Here is a 16166-nt window from a genome sequence, read left to right as displayed (position 1 = left end):
TCGAATGAAGCTCGCTGTCATCTCAGGCAGTCACCGCAATGGATCCGAGTCGGGGAAGGTCGCCCGCTACGTGCAGCAACAGCTCGCGTCGTCGGCGGACGTCACCTCGACGTACGCGCTCGATCTCGCCGACAACCCGCTTCCGCTCTGGGACCCGGAGGTCCGGCAGCCGTCGGAGAAATGGGAGCGCGCCTGGTCCCCGATCTCCGCAGAGCTCGCCGCGTCCGACGCCTTCGTGATCGTGGCGCCGGAGTGGGGCGGCATGGTCCCCGCCGGCTTGAAGAACTTCTTCCTCCTCTGCTCGCGCGGCGAGCTCGCGCACAAACCGGCGCTCATCGTCGCTGTCTCCTCGGGCACGGGCGGCGCCTATCCGATCGCCGAGCTGCGCATGAGCAGCTACAAGAACACGTACCTCTGCTACATCCCGGACCAGGTGATCGTCCGGAGCGTCGCGGGCCTCCTCAACGACCCGACGACGCCGCAATCTCAGGACGACGAGCGAATCCGCACGCGGCTCCGCTACGCGCTGGGCGTCCTCCTTCAGTACGGCAAGGCCCTGCAGCAGGTCCGCGCCAGCGGCGCCACCGACCTCGCCAGGTACCCCTTCGGCATGTAGCCCCCTCCCCGCCCCATCGCCGCGGCAGCGGCCAGCGCACACGTTCACGCACATCAGACCACATTAACGCCCGGAACAACGCGACGCGTCATTCAACGAATGTGACATTCGTCCGCTATGGTGGACGCATCGTCTGTTAAACTGGCGCTCAGCACCATGACGATGCCATTGCTCACGCTTCCGAACCCGAGCGCGATGTCGTCATCGATTCGCGCCAAGGCTGTGGTCTTCGAGGACGAGCGATCGCGGGCGTTGCTCGACCGCATCCGGCGGCTCGCGCCGAGCGACGCCACGCTCCTTGTCACCGGCGAGACCGGGACGGGCAAGGAGATCGTGGCGCGTCACATCCACGCGCTGAGCCACCGGGCGCGGCGGCCGTTCGTCGCGGTGAACTGCGGCGCCCTGTCGGAGTCGCTGGTGGAGAGCGAGCTGTTCGGCCACGAGAAGGGGGCCTTCACCGGGGCGACGACGGCGAAGGCGGGCTGGTTCGAGGCGGCGGACGGCGGCACGCTGTTCCTCGACGAGGTCGGCGACCTGCCGCAGCAGCTCCAGGTGAAGCTGCTGCGGGTGCTCCAGGAGCGCGAGGTGGTGCGGCTCGGGTCGCGCCAGCCGATCCCGATCGACGTGCGGCTCATCGCCGCGACGAACGTCGAGCTGGAGGCGGCGGTCGCCGCGCGGCGCTTCCGCGAGGACCTCTTCTACCGGCTCAACGTCGCGACGGTCTCGCTCCTGCCGCTGCGCGAGCGGCCGGGCGACATCCTCCCGCTCGCGCGCTACTTCCTCTCGGTCCACGCGAACCGGGTCGGCGCCGTGCCGGCCGAGCTGACGCCGGAGGCGGGGCAGCGGCTCCTGGAGCACCCGTGGCCCGGGAACATCCGGGAGCTCGAGAACGCGATTCACCACGCGCTCCTCGTGTGCAAGGGCCACCGGATCACCCCCGCCGACCTGCGCCTGACGGCGCTCCAGCCGAGGGTGTCCACGCTGCCGCCGCCCGCGCAGGTGCCGTCGCTCCGGGCGCTGCCGGGCGGCTGGACGGCCCCCGAGGCGCCGCAGACGACGCCCGAGGCGCCGCTCGCGGCGCTGGAGAGCGCGCTGCTGGCCCTGTTCGAGCAGAACCGCCCGGGCCTGTACGAGCACATCGAGGAGGTCCTCATGCGCACGGCGTACCGCCATTGCCATCGCAACCAGCTCCAGACGGCGCGGCTGCTCGGCATCAGCAGGAACATCGTGCGCGCCCGGCTCCTCCAGTTCGGCGAGCTCGCCCGCTCCGCGCGCCCGCGCGGCGGCGAGCCGCCCGAGTCGGGGCCTGTCTCGAGCGGTCCATGCGGGGTCGACGAGGCCGCGTGCGACGGAGAGGAGCGGGGCGCCGCGATCGACACGGTGCGGATCGGGTGCCAGAGGTTCGGGCTGCTCATGCGGCTCGTGAAGCTGAAGGGCTCGCTCGAGCGCGCCCTCGGGCGGCGCGGCGTGAAGGTCGCGTGGGTCGAGTTCCCCGACGGCGCGCAGCTCGCCGAGGCGCTGCGGGCGACGCAGGTCGATCTGGGCCTCGTGGGAGAGGCGCCGCCGATCTTCGCGCTCTCGGCGCGCGCGCCCATCGTGTACCTCGCGGCGGAGCCGCCGGCGCCGGAGGGCGAGGCGATCATCGTCCACCGGGACTCGCCGATCCGGACGGTCGCGGATCTCAAGGGAAAGACGGTGGCGCTGAACAAGGGCTCGAACGTCGACTACCTGCTCATCCGGGCGCTGGAGGAGGCGAACGTCCGCTACGAGGACGTTCACCTGACGTTCATCCCGCCCTCGGGCGCCCGTGCGGCGTTCGAGCGCCGCGAGGTCGACGCGTGGGCGATCTGGAACCCGATGCTGTCGTCGGTCAGGGACGCCACCGGGGCGCGCGTGCTGCGCGACGGCAGGGGGCTCGCGACGAACACGGCGTATTACATCGGCGCGCGGGGGTTCGCCGACGCCCACCCGGATGTCGTGAAGCTCTTCCTCTCGGAGGTGAAGGCCGTGGGGGAGTGGGCGAACGAGAACACCGAGGCCGCGGCGGAGCTGCTCGCGCCGCAGCTCGGGTTGCCGCAGGCGGTGCTCGTCGCGGCGCTCCAGCGGCGGCGGTTCGGCCTGCGGGCGCTCGACGCCGAGCTCGTCGCGTCCCAGCAGGAGGTCGCGGACGCGTTCCTGAAGCTGAGGCTGATCCCGCACCCGATCCGCGTCGCCGAGGCGCAGTGGGCCCCGCCCACGCGGTGGGATCGGGCGGCGCGCTGCGAGCCGGCGGGAGCCGTCGCGTGCGCGGGGGGCGGCGGGCGATCCGGATAGAACAACGAGCACGTTGAGCGAGCGAGAAATGAACCGCCAAGGCGCCAGGGACGCCAAGAAGAAGACAATGTCTTGGCGTCTTGGCGTCTTGGCGTCTTGGCGTCCTTGGCGTCTTGGCGGTTCGACGTTCTGCTGGTTTCAGGCGGGTTCAACCCGTTTGTTGCTCTAGCTTGCTGAGCGTTGTTGCTCGCACCGAGCCGTCGCCGCCGGGCGGAGCTCGAAAGTAGCGAGCTGTTGAACATCCGTCGCGTCCCTCACAGATCGCCGACCCCGGCCCCGTAATTGCTGATCGAGGTGCCTGCGACTCCTCACCTTGTGTGCAGCAGCAGGCCGGTGACGGGGCGGATATAGAAGGAGCGCCAGAACACCCCGAGCATGTCCAGGGGGAATCACCAGCCTCACATCAGGCGACAGAATGCTCCTTTCGCGATCCGCCTCTCCCCTGGAGAAGTGACGCTGCATCAACGACGCTTTCATGCATCGACGGGGCCGCCTTCACTCCACAGGATGCGGGCGCGTGTGCGACGGCAATCCTTGCCACATCGCTGCCTTTCGGCGCTGGCAATCTTTGCCAGGACGGCAAGGATTGCCATGCGCAGGCTGGCCCCGCGGGCGAGCCGGATCGTCGCCAGCACTCGTGCGTTGCGTTCGTTCGTCGCGCCGTCCCCTCTCGTCGGAGAGCGCCCTCACGGGCGGCGGGGCGGCATGCCGGTTGCGATAGCGCCCTGCCAGCCGGCTGCCACGGTCGGGGCTCACGATGCCGGGCATCCTGGCCACACCGCGCGCTCACCCAGGCACTGCCCCCGCACGGATCGGAGGACGGCAGGCAGCCGACGGCGCGCGGCCCCGAAGACAGCAGCTCCCGAGCACGCCTCGATTGCGTGCCTCGCCCACAGAAAAAGAAAGCAGGAGAGCCGCGATGAGACGTAGCATTCGCACTGGCTGGCTCGTGTCGGTGATGGCCCTGTCCACGCTGGTGGCGTGCCGTGGCAGCGGCGGCGAGCCGAGCGGCGGCGACGGCGGCCATGGCGGGAGCGGCGGCGGCGAGGCGGGGGGCCCGGACGGTGTGCAGGCGTGCGTGGATATCTGTGAGGCGCACAAGATGTACGGCTGCGACCCGCCGGAGCGGAACTGCGCCGAGTCCTGCGGACTGACCCTCATGCTGGCCGGCAGCGGGTGCGAGGACGAGCTGGCCGCGATGTACTCGTGCTACATGTCCGGCGCGGCCGCGTGCGAGGACGGGGTGCCCGCCGAGTGCAAGGACGAGGAGGACGCGGCGCTCTCGTGCGTCGCCGCCGACGGGTGCATCGGGCTGGAGTGCACCTACCCGCACGGCGTGGAGGGCAACGAGTGCGCGTGTTCGTCCACGTGCCTCAGCAAGAAGCACGAGGTGCAGTGCGGGCCGGAAGCCGACGGCAAGACGATGTGCGCGTGCCTCGTCGACGGCGTCGAGGTCGGGACGTGCGAAGGCGCGGAGAGGGAGGTGTGCCACCTCAAGCAGGGCTGTTGCCAGGAGTTCTTCAACCTTCCCTTGTGACGCATCTCCGCTCACCAGCTCTCGTCGCGGCCCGACTCCACGGCGCGCACCGCCAAGGAGTCATCCAGGGGGACACGCCGGAGCTCGAGAGGAAGCCTGTCTCACGCGTCCTCGAGGCAGGTGGACCCGTGAGCGCTCACCTCCCCTCTTCTTTCTCGTCAGAACGAGATCGGGGCCCGGCTCGCCTGCGCGGTGGATCGACGCTCGATCCGCCGCGGCGCGCCCCGCGCCCCACGAGCCGCGGGACCTCGTTCGCGAGGAAGTCCGCGAGCGCGCGCACCGCCGGGAGCTGCCCGCGGCGCGAGGGCACCAGCATCGTCACGCGGTGATCGCCGACGTGCCACTCGGGCAGCACGCGCCGCAGCTCCCCGCGCGCGCGCTCGTCGCGGCACGTGTACTCGGGCACCGCGACGATGCCGAGGCCCGCCACGGCCGCGCCGAGGAGCGTCACAGGGTCGTCGGTGCGCAGGCGCGGCACGAACGGGATCTCCTCGGTCGCCTCGCGGGAACGCAGCGTCCAGACCGCGCGTGAGCTCGGCCCTCCGTGCAGCAACCCGGTGTGCGCGCGGAGCTCGCCCGGCGTCGCGGGCACTCCGCGCGCGTCGAGGTAGCGCGGCGCGGCCATGAGCACCCAGGGCGTCGGCGAGAGCAGCCGCTGCACGAGCCCCGTGTCGGGCAGCGGGCCGCCGTAGCCGCGGAGCGCGAGGTCGAAGCGCTCCTCGACGAGATCCACGATGCGATTCGTGGCGTGGAGGAACACGTCGACCTTCGGATAACGCGTCATGAAGCGCGGCAAGAGCGGCGCGACGAGGTGCTTGCTCATGCCGACCGAGCAGGTGACGCGGATCATCCCGCTGGGCTCCGCGACGCGGTGGCGCGCCACGCTCTCGACAGCCTCGGCCGCGACGCGCATCGCGCGCGCGTGCTCGAGCACCTCCTCGCCCACGGCGGTGAGGATGAACTTGCGGGAGGTGCGCTGGACGAGCCGCACCCCGAGCCGCTCCTCGAGGAGCTGGAGACGCCGGCTCAGCGTCGTCTTGGGCGCGCCGAGCGCGCGCCCCGCCGCCGATAGCCCGCCGTGCTCCGCGATGTGCACGAACAGCGCGAGGTCGTTCCATTCGTCCATCGGTCCGGTGATCGTACCACCTGGTGGACGATGCGTCCAAACGTGGCCTCTACCGGATGGATCGTCCACGAAGCAGGATGATCGCATGAACGACAGGGACCTTCTCCGAGGTGATCGCACGATAGCGCTCGACGCCTACCTCGCGCGCATCGGCCACGGCGGCCCGCGCGCGCCGACGCTCGATACGCTGCGCGCCATCCACGCCCTGCACCCGCGCGCGATCGCGTTCGAGAACCTCGATTCGTGGTCGGGGCGGCGGGTCGACCTCTCCCCCGCGGCGCTCGAACGCAAGCTCGTCCACGGCCGCCGCGGCGGGTACTGCTACGAGCAGAACGGGCTGCTCGCGCACGCGCTGCGCGCGCTCGGGTTCGAGGTGCGCGGGCTCGCGGCGCGCGTGCGGTGGGGCGCGCCCGAGGGCGAGACGAGGCCGCGCAGCCACATGCTCCTCCGCGTCGAGCTGGCGGAGGGGCCTCACATCGCCGACGTCGGGTTCGGGGTGATCGCGCCGGTCGCGCCGCTCAGGCTCGTGAACGACGTCGAGCAGGAGACGCCGCTCGAGACCTTCCGGCTGCGCGGGGAGGACGGCGGTCACGTGCTCGAGGTGAAGTCGGGCGAGGCCTGGCGCGCGCTGTACTGGTTCGACACGACCGAGCAGCTCGCCGCCGATTACGACCTGTTCAACTGGTGGGTCTCGACGCACCCCGAGTCGCTCTTCGTGCGGAGCCTCGTCGTGGCGCGACCGACCGCCACAGGGCGCGTCACGCTGTTCGACCGCGAGCTCACGCACCGGCACCGCGACGGAGACGTCGTGCAGCGCACGCTCGCGAGCGCGGACGCGCTGCGCGACGCGCTCGAGGGGGACTTCGGGCTCGACCTTTCGGGCCTGGATGGAATCGACGAGGCCTTGCGCCGCCTGGCAGAGGCCGAGCGCGCGCGGTGATCCGCTAGTCAAATTTGACTAGCGAGTCTGGACCCTGTAGACTCATGGTATTCAAATTTGAGGACTGGCTTGCCAGTTCCAGAGGAGGTACCGTGACCATCCACCACGAGACCCACGGCCAGGGCGCTCCGTTGCTCCTCGGCTTCCCGCTGATGGCCTCTGCGTGGCCAGGGGATCCCGAGCTCGCCGTGCTGAAGGGCTACCTCGACCGTCTCACCGACCGGTACCGGGTGCTGGTGGTGGACTACCCCCAGCTGGGTCCGGGCATCGGCAAGAGCGACCCGATCCCCGCGAGCGAGCTGACCGCCGATCGCGTCTGCGCCGACCTGCTCGCCGTGGCGGACGCCGCCGGATTCGATCGCTTCGCCTTCTGGGGGTTCTCGTGGGGCGGGGTCGTCGGCCTGCAGCTCGCGTGTCGAACGGACCGGCTGACCGCCCTTGTCTGCGGCGGCTGGCCGCCGCTCGGTGCCCCTTACGGCGACATGCTGCGCATCACCCGCAAGATGGCCGCCGCGCCGGAGGTCCCCGTGCGGGTGGATCAGTTCGTCACGTTCTACGAGAGCGTCCAGGGCTGGCCGGAGGCCGAGGCGGTCGAGCGCATCGCGTGCCCCAGGATGGCATTCACCGGGTCCGAGGATGAGATGGATTACCCCGGGGAGATCAAGCTGCGAATCGCCGCCACCCTCCGCGAGCGGCGCCGCGAGCTGGAGCAGCTCGGATGGCACGTGACCGAGATCCCCGGCCGCGATCATGGGGTCTTCACGGATCCAGCCACGGTCGTCCCGACGGTCCGGGAGTTCCTCGATCGCGCTGCCTGAGCCGTCCGTCAGGGCGGCAGGGAGCCGCGGTCCGGCGCCGCCGGCGGTCTCGGGCGGCGGCGCGCCGGCGCTGCCGCCGGAGAGGGCGGAGGTCAGCCGGCGCTCGCGTCGTCCGCCATGACGTACTCGCCCGCTTCAAGGCGCTTGATCAGCGCCTCGGTCCACGTCGCCGTCGCGGCGAGCCCGCCGATCCACAGCGCGAGGAGGTCCTGCGTGTGGGGCGGCTCGTCGCGGCGGGGGAACGACGGAATCAGCGTCTCGAGGTAATCGCGGTTCTCCGTGGCCCGGCGGTGCTGCGCTCTCAGCAGGTCGATGACGTGCCGGCGCGGCAGCGTCTGCATGAACGCGACCCCCGCGCCGAGCTCCTCCATCTGGAAGCTCGACAGGGCCGCGTCGAGGAGCTGGCGGAGCTCGCCCTCGCCTTCCTGGGTCAGCTCGTAGAGCGTCCTGCCCGGCCCCTCGGCGCTCTCCTCCGTCCCGACGGCGCGGAGCTTCCCCTCCTTCGTGAGCTGCTTGAGCGCGTGGTAGATCGAGCCGGGCTTCACGCTGGTCCAGGTCTCGACCTTCCAGGAGAGGAGCTCCCGATGCACCGCATACCCGTGCGCCCGCCGGTGCATCCGGATGACGCCCAGGACCAAGAGCCTGACCACCGACATTGCGCTCACCGTCCCCGGCCGCCCGTTTGATGGAGTTTTACCACGCTCCGGGGAGCGCGGCGCGTGCGACCACGGGGCCGCCTCCGCCGCGCCCACCGGGGCCACGGCGCGTGGTCGATGAAACGCTGGCCGCCCTGGCCCCGGCGCTGACGACGCCCTGCTCCGCCCTGTTCCACGCGGCATGGCCACGGCGCGCCAGCCGCACGTCCTCCTCGACGAGGAACGCCGCGAGGGTCGCGACGCCGAGGCCTGCCCTGGCGGCGTCCAGCGCGAGCTCCTGCGCGCTCACCGTGAACCGCCCGCGCACCGGGACGCTCGCGCTCCGGCGCCCGCGCCGGAGCGACCACACCGGGTCGATCGCCGGCGGCTTGAACACGATCATCGCGCGACTCCCCCGCTCGCGAAAGCTGCCTATGAGAGAGCCCTTACACGAGCTCCCGTTGGGGGGGAGATCCAGTGCGCCATCCATGGACGAGCTCGGCTGTTCGGTTGACGCTGCACACGAAGCCTGCGAGGCTTGTATCCGCATGGATCAGCCGGGCACGAGGCGCTCGATCGAGCTCAACCGGATGAGCATCACCTGGGAGCTCGATCAGGGCCGGATGCTCACCTTCGGGAACCCGGCCGTGACCCTGTGGCTCCGGCCGTCGCTCGAGCGCCTCTTTCACCCCCTGGTCGCGGAGATGGGCATTCCGCTCTTCCGGCTCCTCGTCGCCCACGAGTCGAGCGCGGGCGCCGGGGAGGACTACCGCGCCATGGTCACGACGCTCGGGTCGACGTTCGAGGAGGGGTTCCTCGCGTGGGGCGCCTGCGTCGCCGCTTCGGGGTGGGGCAGCTTCGCGCTGCCCGTCTTCGACAGGGCGGCGCGGCGGGCGGTCGTCGCCGTCACGAACCCGTGGGAGCTCGCGATGCAGCGCGATCTCGCGGACCACGAGCGCTGGGGCTGCCCCTTTCTCCAGGGCAAGATCATCGGCATCTTCTCGCACGCCTTCGGGGTGAACTGCTGGGCCGACGAGGTGGGCGCAAAGATCGACGGGGCGTCGTCCACCATCGAGCTCCACGTCCACGCCGACGACAGGACGATCCCGGACGAGATCGCCGCGCTGCGCGGCGAGCAGCGGGCCGAGGCGCAGCGCAGGCTGGCCGAGGTGACGCGGACCTTGCGGGAGAGCGAGGAGCGGCAGCGGGCGATCCTGTCGTCGCTCAGCGAGGTGGTCTTCACGCTCGACCCGGAGGGCCGCTTCACGAGCTACCATGTCCCGGAGGAGCTCGCCGGCGTGTACGCGCCGAGCGAGGCCGTGATCGGGCGGACGCTGGACGAGCTCTTTCCGAGGCGCTCCGCGGACGCGATGCGCGCGGCGCTGGCGCAGGTGCTCTCGGGCGGCAGGGCCGAGTCGCTCAGCTACGAGCGCGTGCAGGGCGGCGAGGTCCGCTTCTTCAACGCCAGGATGTCCGTCCTCCGGGGCTCCGGCGGCGCGGTCGCGGGCGTGACGGTGATCGAGCGCGATCTGTCCGAGCGCCTGGCCGCCGAGCGGGCGCTCGCGGAGCGGGTCGATATCATCGCGCGGCAGCAGGAGACGATCCGCGCGCTGTCCACGCCCGTGCTGGAGGTCTGGGAGGGGGTGCTGGCGCTGCCGGTCATCGGCGCCGTGGACAGCCAGCGCGCCGCCGCGATCACCGAGGATGTCCTCGGCGCGCTCGTGCGGACGCAGGCCCGCTGTGTGATCCTCGATCTCACGGGGGTCGAGGAGATCGACGCCGCCACCGCGGATCACTTCGCGAAGATCACCCGCGCCGTGGAGCTGCTCGGCGCCGAGAGCCGGGTCTGCGGCATCCGGCCCGCGGTGGCCAGGGCCATGGCGGCGGTGGACGCGGCGCCCGCTCAGGCGAGGACCTACAGCACGATGCGGAGCGCGCTGATGTCGGCGATCCGCCCCTCGCGCTGAGCGCCCCCGCGTCAGCGGGCGATCTGCGAGAGCGCGAACGCGTACGCGTCGGCGAGCTCCTCGATCGTCGACTGGACCCTGTCGCCGCCGCCGTGCCCGGCCTTCTCCTGGACGCGCAGCAGCACGGGCCCGCCGGTCGAGGCGGCCTGGAGCGCGGCCGTGAACTTGCGCGCGTGCATCGGGTCGACGCGATCGTCGCTGTCGACCGACATGATGAGGAGGCTCGGGTAGGCCGTCCCAGCGCGAACGCGATGGTACGGGGAGTAGGCGATGAGCGTGCGGAAATCATCGGGGTCGCTGGCCGAGCCGTACTCCTCGATCCATGTCTTGCCCGACCCGAACAGGTGGTATCGGACCATGTCCATCAGCGGGACCTGGCACAGCGCCGCCCTGAAGAGGTCGGGGCGCTGCGTGATGGCCGCTCCCACGAGCAGCCCGCCGTTCGAGCGGCCCTCGATGACGAGCCGGTCGGGCCGCGTGTAGCCCTGACGGACCAGGTGCTCCGCGGCGGCGATGGCGTCGTCGAAGACGTTTTGCTTGTTGTGCCGCATCCCCGCGCGGTGCCAGGCTTCGCCGTACTCGCCGCCGCCCCTCAGGTTCGCGACGGCGAACAGGCCTCCTCGCTCGAGCCATGGATACGCCTTCGACAGGAAGCTCGGCGTGAGCGCCATCGAGAAGCCCCCGTATCCATGGAGCACGGCCGGCGCCGCCCCGTCGCGCGGCGCGTCCTTCCTCCGGAGCACGAACATCGGCACCCGCGTGCCGTCCTTCGACGTCGCGAAGATCTGCTCCGTCATGTAGGCGGCGGTGTCGACGGGCACGCGCGTCCTGTACGTCACCTGCGTGCGCCCCGTCGGCACGGAGAGCTCGTGGACCTCGGGCGGGAGGGTGAACGACTCGAACGTGAAGTACGCCTCGTCCGCCTCCGGATCACCGCGCAGCGTGGAGACGCTCCCGACGCCGGGCAGCCTCACCTCGTACGCGGGGCTGCCGTCGAGCTCCCGGACCTCGAGGCGCGCGGCGACGTCCTTGAGGTAGACCAGCCCGAGCCGATTGCCCACGATCTCGAGGTGGTCGAGCTTCTCGTCCCGGCGCTCCGGGACGATCTCGACCCAGCGATCTCGCCCGGGATCCCGGGGATCGGCGCGGAAGACACGGTAGTTGGGCGCGCCGTCGTCGGTCAGGATGTAGAGATTGTCGCGGTGCGGCTCGACAAGGTAGATGTGCGGCTCCGCCTGGACGAGGGGCTTCCACGCCGCCTTCGTCCCCGCGCGGAGATCCTGGATGTACACGTCCGTCGACACCCAGCCGTGCTGCACGGTGGCGATCAGCCAGCGTCCGTCGCGCGAGGCGGCGACCTGGTGAAACGTCTTCGGGTCGCGCGTGGCCTCGCGGACCAGGCGATCGCGCGCGGGGTCGTCGCCGAGCGCGTGATACCGGATCTCGGCCAGGCCGGGGCGGTCTGCCGCCGACACCCGGCGGCCGAGCGGCGGCACCTTGACGTAGTAGATCCCGGCGCTCCTCCCGTCCCACGCCAGCGCCGTCCTGTCCGCGTACTTGGCCCCCTCGATCACCTCGGGCAGCTTCTTGCCTGTCGCGACCTCGATGATCTCGAGCGTCGCCTCGTCGGAGTTGTTCTTCTTGACCTGGTAGGCGACGTACCGGCCATCCCAGCTCGGGACCCAGCTCCCGAGCGACACGCTGCCGTCCGGCGACCACGCGTTCGGGTCGAGCAGCACCTTCGGCTCTCCCGTCTTGCCCTGGCGCCAGGTGACGGCCTCCTTCTCCTGACCGACCGATTTCTTCGACCAGAAATAACGGCCGCCGCGCTGGAGCGGCGCGCCCACGCGCTCGATGTCGTAGAGCTCCCGGAACCGCTTCAGGAGCGCGTCGCGCTCGGGCAGCTTCGCGAGCTCGGCGCGCGCGAAGGCGTCCTGCGCCCCCGTCCACGCCTGGACCTCGTCGGACTCGCCGTCCTCCAGCCACCGGTACGGGTCCGGCACCGGGACCCCGTGGAGGACGTGCACGACATCGACGCTCCTCGACGGCGGATACGCGCGGGCCGGGGCGCTCGGGGGCGGGGCGGCGCTCGACGAGCTCCCGCCCGCGCCGGCGCTCGGCGCGGCGGCCTTCGGCGGCGGCGCGGGGCGCGCGGGGGCGGGGTCGGCGCCGGCGCACGCGGACGTGAGGATCACCAGCGCGGCCATGGTGCGTCTCGCGACGAGCATGGCCCTCACGCTAGCGCCGGCCGCGCGAGCCTTCCAAGAGGGAAGAGACCGCCGGAGGCGCCGCGGAGCGGGCGCCCCGGAGCGGGCGCCGCCGGCGGGAGCTCGTCGCGCGGATCGCCATCGTGGGCCGCATCGCCAGCGCTGCCGCGCCGGGCCGCCCGGCGATGCCCCCGGGGCGGCCGGCCCCGTGCCCGGACGGCCGGGTTGCTCTGGAGCAATGAACGGGCTGAACCCGCCTGAAACGAGCAGAACTTCGAACCGCCAAGACGCCAAGACGCCAAGACGCCAAGACATTGTCTCCTTCTTGGCGTCCTTGGCGTCTTGGCGGTTCATTTCTCGCTCGATCAACGTGATCGTTGTTCTAGAGTGGTCCCGAGGACGCCAGCACGACAGATGAGGACGACGATGAAGCTTATCTACTTCCCCGTGCGCGGGCGCATGGAGCCGGCGCGGCTCATGCTGGAGCTGGTCGGCGCGCGGTACGAGCTCGAGACGATCCCCTTCGAGCTCTGGTCGGGGCCGGAGGGCAAGGCGCGGATGCTGGAGCAGACGCCGTTCGGGCAGCTCCCCGTGCTGGAGGACGGGGACTTCGTCCTGTCCCAGTCGCAGGCGATCAACCGCTATGTGGCGCGCAAGCTGAACCTCCACGGCGACACGCTCAGGGAGAGCGCGCGCATCGACGAGGTGACCGAGACGGCCAACGACCTCCTGCACGACGTCGGCGTCGTGTGCTGGGATCCGCGCTTCCACGAGATCCGCGCCGAGCACCGCGCCGCGACGCGCGAGAAGCTCGAGCTGCTGGAGAAGCACTTCCTCCGCACGAGCGCCGACGCGGAGCACTGGGTCCTGCCCGGCCGCTACACGCTGGCCGACGCGACGATGGCGTTCGCCCTCGAGTCGATATGGCCTCTCCAGCCCGGGCTGCTCGACGATTTCCCGAGGATCCGACACGCCATGACGGCGTTCTTCGAGGCCGACGGCGTCCGCAGCTACGTTCGCAGCGACAGGCGATTCCGCACCTGGACCACCCCCAGCGCCGCGTTCGGCGGGAGGCCCGAGGAGACCCATCACTGGGCCGCAGACTGACCGCGCAGCGCCGCGGTCGGGCCGGTGATCCCTCGCCGGGCGGCGGGCGCGTTCCGCGCGCGGCAGGCCGCTCCGCTGCCCTGGCAGCACCCGAGCAGCACCCGTTGCTGCCCTGGCAGCAGCGCGGCGCGGGCTGCGGGGGAGCGCGCACGGGAACCCGGAGGCGGCGCTGGCACGGCGTGTGCTGACCCGGCGCCGCCATGACGGGTTCATCGTCGACGTCGCGCGTGCAGGCAGCCCTCGAGCAGCTCCGGGCCGGGGGCATGGTCATCCTCCTCGACGACGAGGCGCGCGAGGACGAGGGGGATCTCGTCGTGATGGCGGAGCACGCGACGCCGGCGGCCATCAACTTCATGGCGACGCACGGCCGGGGGCTCATCTGCCTCGCGCTCACGGAGGAGCAGGTGGACCGGCTCGGGCTGCCGCTCATGGCCACCCGTGCGGGCACCCGGCGGTCGACGGCGTTCACCGTGAGCATCGAGGCGCGCGAGGGCGTGACGACCGGCATCAGCGCGCACGACAGGGCGCGCACCGTCGCCGCCGCGATCGCCCGGACGGCGTCGCCGCGCGACCTCGTGTCGCCGGGGCACGTGTTCCCGCTCAGGGCGCGCCGCGACGGGGTGTTCGACCGCGAGGGGCACACCGAGGGCGCTGTCGACCTCGCGCGCCTCGCCGGGGGGCTTCCGGCCGCCGTGATCTGCGAGATCATGAACGATGACGGGACGATGGCGCGCCGCCGTGACCTCGCGCGCTTCGCGGCGCGCCACGGGCTGCCGCTCCTCACCCTCGGCGACGTCGTCCGCCACCGGGTGGAGAGCGAGCACGTCGCCGCGCGCGTCCGGACCGCCCCGTTCCGGCCCGCGGGCCTGAGCGGCGAGTGGCGGGCGCACACGTACAGGATACGGCGCGATCGGCAGCTCCTCCTGCTGACGCTCGGCGCGCCGGCGCCGGGCGGCGACCGCGCGTCCATCGTGTACACCCACCGGGCGGCGCTGGTCTCCGATCTGCTCGGCGACGCCGATCTGTTCGACGCGCTGCGAGACATCGAGTCTGCCGGCGCCGGCGCGGTGATCTACGTGCCCCCGCCGGCGCACCAGCTCGGCGCGCACGAGGAGGCCGGCGTCGGCCTCGAGCTCGCCGTCGCCGAGCGCGAGCTCGCCGTGCTCGGGTATCGCCGCGTGACGGTGCTCGACTCGAGGGCTCCGTGGCCCGCGGGGCCGAAGAGGGAGCTCGATCTGGAGACGGGCGACGCGCTGGCCGCGCCGGAGCCTCCCGGGGCGCCGCTGCCGTCGCGCGGCCGCGCGGCCGCCGGGCCGGCGCGATCGGCGCGCGGCGGCGTGCTCGGCAGGATCGCCGAGCCGGAGGACCGCGCGACGGGGTGAGCTGCGCCATGTGTAGCCGCGGATCTTCGTCCCGCGGTCCACGGCTGGGGCCGGGATCGATGTCGTGGGTGAAGGAGGCGCCCTGGTCGTGAGCCGCGGCCGGGCGTTCGCTCCGCCCCGGCCGCTCCCGCTCGGAGGCCCGCAGCCCATCCGGACCGGCGAGCCGGCCTTGATCGACCGCGCCGGCGATGGCCAGCTGGATGTCGTCACGACGCTGAGCACGTGGGCTCAGGGTACGGATTCAGGCTGGGCGTCCAGACGATCCTGAGCCGCCCCCGCGCCTGCGACGGGCGCCGTTCCGCGAGCCGACGACGCCGACGCCGGACGCGCTACACAACGGACCATGAGCGCGTCCCCACCTCCTCGCATCAAAGCCGCTGCCGTACAGGCCGCTCCCGCGTTCCTCGACCTCGACGCCGGTGTGGACAAGGCCGTGGGCCTCATGGCCGAGGCGGCGCGCCACGGCGCCTCGCGGATCGCCTTCCCGGAGGCGTGGCTGCCCGGCTACCCGTTCTGGATCTGGCTCGGCTCGATCTGGACCTGATCCCGCTCGCCAAGGCGGTGGCCGACCCGACAGGGCACTACGCGCGGCCGGACGTCCTCCGGCTGATGTTCAACGACAGACCCCAGCCGATCGTCCAGCGCTTCGACGCGGAGCCCGGCGGCGCTGACGGGACGGCGTGAGCCGCCGGCAGATCCGTGCTCCGGGGCCGTGGCTCGGCGGTTGAGCCCGCATTGCGTCCGTCGCTTCCCGCCGCCGGGGATTGCGGCGTCAGCGCTCATCACGTCGGTGAAGCGGGCGGTCCAGGCGCCCATCACGGGCGACCTTGCATGGCTTCACGACGCGGGCGGACGCGATCGATCAACGATACGGTCCCTGGCGCGGCGCCTCACCATCGAGCACCGACACGTGCTCGTCGAGCCCCTCGAGCTCCTTCACGTGCCACTCGACCAGCATGCAGCGCGCGCAGATGTACGCCTCGAGCTTGCCGACCCTCCGGCTGCTCCAGACGCTCGGCTTCGCGATGGCGAGCTCGCTCCGCCCGTCGGCGTCCGCGTCGAGGACCTTTGGCGCGTGGAGGATCTTCCTCGCGCCGCATGCGGGGCAGCGGAGCTCGTCGCGCATCGATGTGGATCGCCGCTCGAGCAGCGCCTGGACCTCGCGCTCGAGCCGCCCCACCCGCTCCTCGAGGGAGCGCTCCGCCGGCGCGCTCGCGGCGTGGGGATCGGTGACGGGATCCGCGACGGGCGCGCTCGCGGCGCGGGGGAGCCGGGCGCCGCAGTCCAGGCAGCAGACATAGGCCTCCGGGTTCGAGCGGCCGCACGTGGGGCAGTCCATGCCGACAGGATACCTGCGATTTCCCGCGGAGCGAACAGCAGGAAAGCCCGATCTCACGCCACCAGGATCCCCACGCGAGCGCGATCCCTCGACGTCCGCCAGCGTCCCCTGACCCCTCGGTCGAGGCGAGGTCCAAGGGCAAGGCACCCTGGCCGCCTCCAGGTGGTGCGTATCATCCT

General features: G+C 71.8%; 14 protein-coding genes and 1 pseudogene. 10 read left to right on the top strand and 5 right to left on the bottom strand.

All coding sequences use genetic code 11. From position 1 onward, the window contains the following. Window positions 1-4 precede the first annotated feature (4 nt). The 3 genes from WMF24_RS46645 (at window position 5) to WMF24_RS46635 (ending at window position 4466) form a co-directional block, all read left to right on the top strand. Window positions 5-616 (top strand): NADPH-dependent FMN reductase, encoded by a 612-nt coding sequence (locus tag WMF24_RS46645; RefSeq protein WP_437733951.1) that lies wholly within the window; start codon window positions 5-7, stop codon window positions 614-616. A 195-nt stretch (window positions 617-811) separates the two neighbouring features. Then, window positions 812-2929, top strand: a complete 2118-nt coding sequence (locus WMF24_RS46640) for an aliphatic sulfonate ABC transporter substrate-binding protein (RefSeq protein ID WP_437733950.1) — start codon at window positions 812-814, stop codon at window positions 2927-2929. 919 nt (window positions 2930-3848) lie between these two features. After that, complete coding sequence (locus WMF24_RS46635) at window positions 3849-4466, top strand: hypothetical protein (RefSeq protein WP_437733949.1); 618 nt, start codon at window positions 3849-3851, stop codon at window positions 4464-4466. A gap of 136 nt (window positions 4467-4602) precedes the next feature. On the opposite strand, the gene WMF24_RS46630 is transcribed toward WMF24_RS46635, so the two are convergent. Further along, on the bottom strand, window positions 4603-5592 hold the full coding sequence (locus WMF24_RS46630; RefSeq protein WP_437733948.1) for a LysR substrate-binding domain-containing protein: 990 nt from the start codon (window positions 5590-5592) through the stop codon (window positions 4603-4605). Between the two features lie 85 nt (window positions 5593-5677). Between WMF24_RS46630 and WMF24_RS46625 the strand changes: the two genes are divergently transcribed. Further along, complete coding sequence (locus WMF24_RS46625) at window positions 5678-6532, top strand: arylamine N-acetyltransferase family protein (RefSeq protein ID WP_437733947.1); 855 nt, start codon at window positions 5678-5680, stop codon at window positions 6530-6532. 92 nt (window positions 6533-6624) lie between these two features. Next, the gene (locus WMF24_RS46620; RefSeq protein ID WP_437733946.1) at window positions 6625-7350 is read left to right on the top strand and encodes an alpha/beta fold hydrolase; all 726 of its coding nucleotides are present in this window, start codon (window positions 6625-6627) and stop codon (window positions 7348-7350) included. A gap of 92 nt (window positions 7351-7442) precedes the next feature. Here WMF24_RS46620 and WMF24_RS46615 read toward each other — a convergent pair whose 3' ends face one another. Both WMF24_RS46615 and WMF24_RS46610 read right to left on the bottom strand, forming a co-directional pair. Further along, window positions 7443-8006, bottom strand: coding sequence for a PadR family transcriptional regulator (locus WMF24_RS46615; RefSeq protein ID WP_437733945.1), 564 nt, complete (start codon window positions 8004-8006; stop codon window positions 7443-7445). A gap of 37 nt (window positions 8007-8043) precedes the next feature. Continuing rightward, window positions 8044-8388, bottom strand: coding sequence for a hypothetical protein (locus WMF24_RS46610; protein WP_437733944.1), 345 nt, complete (start codon window positions 8386-8388; stop codon window positions 8044-8046). Window positions 8389-8533: 145 nt separating this feature from the next. Between WMF24_RS46610 and WMF24_RS46605 the strand changes: the two genes are divergently transcribed. After that, complete coding sequence (locus tag WMF24_RS46605) at window positions 8534-9952, top strand: STAS domain-containing protein (RefSeq protein ID WP_437733943.1); 1419 nt, start codon at window positions 8534-8536, stop codon at window positions 9950-9952. A gap of 11 nt (window positions 9953-9963) precedes the next feature. Here WMF24_RS46605 and WMF24_RS46600 read toward each other — a convergent pair whose 3' ends face one another. Next, window positions 9964-12180, bottom strand: coding sequence for a prolyl oligopeptidase family serine peptidase (locus WMF24_RS46600; protein WP_437733942.1), 2217 nt, complete (start codon window positions 12178-12180; stop codon window positions 9964-9966). Window positions 12181-12585: 405 nt separating this feature from the next. Here WMF24_RS46600 and WMF24_RS46595 point away from each other — a divergent pair, with 405 nt between their 5' ends. The 4 genes and pseudogenes from WMF24_RS46595 to WMF24_RS46580 all read left to right on the top strand — a co-directional run bounded on the left by WMF24_RS46595 (window position 12586) and on the right by WMF24_RS46580 (window position 15332). Beyond that, window positions 12586-13266, top strand: coding sequence for a glutathione S-transferase family protein (locus WMF24_RS46595; protein ID WP_437733941.1), 681 nt, complete (start codon window positions 12586-12588; stop codon window positions 13264-13266). A 200-nt stretch (window positions 13267-13466) separates the two neighbouring features. Beyond that, a complete protein-coding gene (gene ribB / locus WMF24_RS46590; RefSeq protein ID WP_437733940.1) occupies window positions 13467-14648 on the top strand; it encodes a 3,4-dihydroxy-2-butanone-4-phosphate synthase in 1182 nt (393 codons plus the stop codon). 343 nt (window positions 14649-14991) lie between these two features. After that, window positions 14992-15180, top strand: a pseudogene (locus WMF24_RS46585) (nitrilase-related carbon-nitrogen hydrolase); the annotation flags it as partial. A gap of 29 nt (window positions 15181-15209) precedes the next feature. Then, window positions 15210-15332 (top strand): hypothetical protein, encoded by a 123-nt coding sequence (locus WMF24_RS46580; protein WP_437733939.1) that lies wholly within the window; start codon window positions 15210-15212, stop codon window positions 15330-15332. 178 nt (window positions 15333-15510) lie between these two features. Here the strand turns inward: WMF24_RS46580 and WMF24_RS46575 are convergent, their stop codons facing one another. Further along, window positions 15511-15987, bottom strand: coding sequence for a hypothetical protein (locus WMF24_RS46575; protein WP_437733938.1), 477 nt, complete (start codon window positions 15985-15987; stop codon window positions 15511-15513). Window positions 15988-16166: the final 179 nt, after the last annotated feature.

The organism is Sorangium sp. So ce1335 (genome assembly GCF_051521615.1).
In the GTDB taxonomy this organism is placed as follows: Bacteria; Myxococcota_A; Polyangia; order Polyangiales; family Polyangiaceae; genus Sorangium.
Note: the sequence above shows the minus strand (reverse complement) of the source record. Positions and strands in the feature narration are given on the sequence as shown.